Origin of the sequence: Campylobacter sp. FU_497 (assembly GCF_025772425.1) — a bacterium.
GTDB lineage: Bacteria > Campylobacterota > Campylobacteria > Campylobacterales > Campylobacteraceae > Campylobacter_D > Campylobacter_D lari_C.
Window position 1 is genome coordinate 1 of sequence record NZ_JAKMSC010000029.1, and the last position, 3,387, is coordinate 3,387.

Here is a 3,387-nt window from a genome sequence, read left to right on the forward strand (position 1 = left end):
CTTCATCTACTTCTTCGGTCTCTTCTTCTTCATATTCAAAGGTAGGCGTTTGTTTTTGGGAATTAGCCACTTGGCGAGAGATTTTTTCATAGTCACCATCTTCACCACCTCCATCAATAGGTTTGTTAACATCAGGAGTTATTAATAAAGGAATAGTTTTAAAATCTCCAGCTATGATAACTTTTTCAAATTCGTTATTATCTTTAAAATCTTGAAGCTTGCCTTTATAGTCAAGCAATTGTGCATAAAAATTTTTAGCTTCATTGTTAAGTTTTATGATAGTATTTTTGATACTTATAAATGCAGGATCATTTTCATTTTTCAAGCCTTTTTCTATTAAAACTACATAATCATTATAAGCTTTTATAGCTTTAGCTAATTCTTCTTGATTGACTTCAAGTAAGTATTCAAGATTAAATCCTTTTGATACTATATTTTCATTAAGATCATTTAGATTGTTATACAGTTTGTTTTTATTATTGTTAAATTTTGTAAATTTAGTTTCAGCATTTTTGAAAGAATTTTCAAAACTATCTTTTACTGTTTTATCTTTAAAATTAGCTTTGCTTATATCATGATCTTTGTATGCATTTAAAAAGCTCAAGCTTTGTAATAATGCTCTAGCATCATTTTCTTTTACACCTAAATATGTAGTTATAAATTTAACCTGCTCATCTTCTGTTTTATTTGATATATTGCTATATTCACTTAGCAATTTAGCTAATAATCTAATATCTATATTATAATGAACCTTATCAATATCATTTATAATATCATCCCATATATCATCGCTAATTAAATCGCCTTGATCTAAAGTGGCTGTTTCATCTTTAATCTTTTCTACATCAGGGATATTCATATCTTCAGAAGGTTTAGATGGTGGTGGCATTATAGGAAGTATAGGTTTAGATATGGTATCTGCTTGTTCTTTAAATTTATTATAAACTTCATCTTTATTACTATCGCTGTAAGCGTGAATATTTATTTTATCATTTGGTGTTAAATCTTCTACAGTATCCTCGTGTGTATAAATATTAAAATTAGAAATAATATGATCATTATTACCATTGAAAAAATATGCTAGGCTTTTTTTTGCATCATCATCAATATATATATGTATATTCTCATATTGATTTCCAGATGAGTATTCAACAAAAAACATTAATAGTGGTTCGAGAAACTTTCCTTTGTTGTATATGACTACATTGCTTATATCAGCATCAGAGCTATTCTCAGAAAATGCATAAAACATTATACCATTATAATTATCACCTCTAGCAAATTGTCCAGTATTATTAACAATGATATTTTTTAATTCTATCTTACTATTTATAGACCCATTATTACTATATATCATACTAGATAAACCATACATCTTAGCATGCTCACTTAGATAAAAATCTCCAGAATTATTAACAATGATATTTTCTACATAAGTACCCGGACGTATATTTCCTAATCCTACAATCTTTTCTGCATAAAATTTTCCAGTATTATTAACAATGATATTATTTACCCAAGTTTTTATCATTGTTTCATTTTTCACCGGACCAAATCCTTGTGTAAATCCATTAAAATCATATTTACTATTAAATATTCCTGAATTATTTACAACAATACTAGAAAATTTACCGATGCCGCCACCAAATCCTTCAATAATGGATCCTTTAAAAGAACCAGAATTATTTACAATAACATCTTGTACTTTTCCCTCATAAATACTACCAAAACCACTTAAAAAGTGACCTTCTGTATTGTAAGTTCCAGAATTATTTATACTTATATTATAAAAGTCAGATTGATATCCAATTCCAACAAAACCACCAACAATACCGCCAGTTGTATCTATACCACCACCCATATAATCCACATTAATATTTTCAAAAGTTGCATTTTGTGTTTTTCCAAATAATCCCACATATCTAGGTTTATCTTTAACTTCATCTGATACTGTATCTATATTAATATTCTTTAAAGTATATCCTTGACCGTCAAATGTTTTAGTAAAAGCACTATCACCATTAAAACCTACTATCATATTAGTACAACCATATCCATCTATACAATAATTTGCATAGTTTTGTCCATTACTTGCTTTAAAATCTATATCATTAGTAAGTCTATACTCACTAGCTGTATTTCTAAAAATACCATCTTTATTTTCATTCCACCCTTTAGCAAAATGCCACCAGTCTACATCAGAGCCTATGCCTACATATTTATATACTTTAAAATTACTGCTTGAATTGTTAAATTTGTTAAATACTTTAAAAGAACTAGGATTATAATAATACCCACTAGCATTTAAATACATAGAACCTTTAAAACTATTACCATTGCCTCCCTTGATATTTAATTTGCTAAGTTTATTACCATTAATAGAGCTTACATCAACATAAACTTCATTGCCTTGTAAGTTTATATTTTCAGCATTGACTTTTCCAAATTTAATGCCATTGTGTTCTTTATCCCAATTAGTATCAGCATCTAATACTACTTTATTACCTTGTAAAGTAACGTTTTTAGCATTAATATTACCCATATTTACTACATTACCACCATTTGGTTTAAACACAGGAGAGAAAGTATTATAAGCAAGTTTTCCATCAGCAAATGCTTGCATGCTTTTACTATCCATCGATGAAGTCGAAGCCACAAAGCGATTAGCATTGATGATAGATCCACTCTTTTCTATGATTACCCCATTAGGATTGATTAAAAAGACATTATTACCACCTGCATTTAATATACCTTCTATGGTAGATTTACTAGTTCCATGAGCAATGTTTAGGTAGTTTTGACCACTTTGTCCTTCTCCAAATTTTACTTGAGCATTTTTACCTATACTAAAACCACCACCCCATTGGATAACATGATTACCACCTTGTGTTGTACCATTAACATACATAGTATTACCATCAATGTTTATATTACCTGTAGTCCCATGAGTAAATTTACCCCCACTAGGTAAGTGATTTGGATTAAGTGGTTTATCTGCTGCCACCATAGGTGATAATAACATTGATACAGTTATGCCTGAGAGTATGATGTGATTTGCTAGCTTTTTCATAATTAATCCTTTTTGAGTATTGCTTTAATTTAAATTCACTACTATGCTTTTTGCATCTTTACTTACACTTAGAGTGTATTTAGCTTTTTGAACTTTTGCTTTGATGTTTTTATGTAAGCTTTGATTGTTTTTAGTGATAGTTTCTAATAAGCTTTGTAAGTCTTTTTGATTTAGGTGTTTATTATTTGCATCTACAAAGCCTTTTTCACTTTGCATTAAAATAAAGCTTTTATTTTTTACATTATTGTTAGTATATACATTAATAGAACTATCTTTAGAAAGATTAATAGCTTCTTTAGCACTTAAATAAGTTTTAA

The 3,387-nt window shown here is 28.4% G+C and carries 2 protein-coding genes; both read right to left on the reverse strand.

What is annotated here, in order from left to right; translation table 11 throughout:
• Nucleotides 1-3,070: filamentous hemagglutinin N-terminal domain-containing protein (locus tag L8W68_RS08095; protein ID WP_263675745.1), on the reverse strand; the 3,070-nt coding region annotated here is incomplete at its 3' end.
• A gap of 24 nt (nucleotides 3,071-3,094) precedes the next feature.
• Nucleotides 3,095-3,387 (reverse strand): hypothetical protein (locus L8W68_RS08100; protein ID WP_412175567.1); only part of this gene is annotated, 293 nt, incomplete at its 5' end.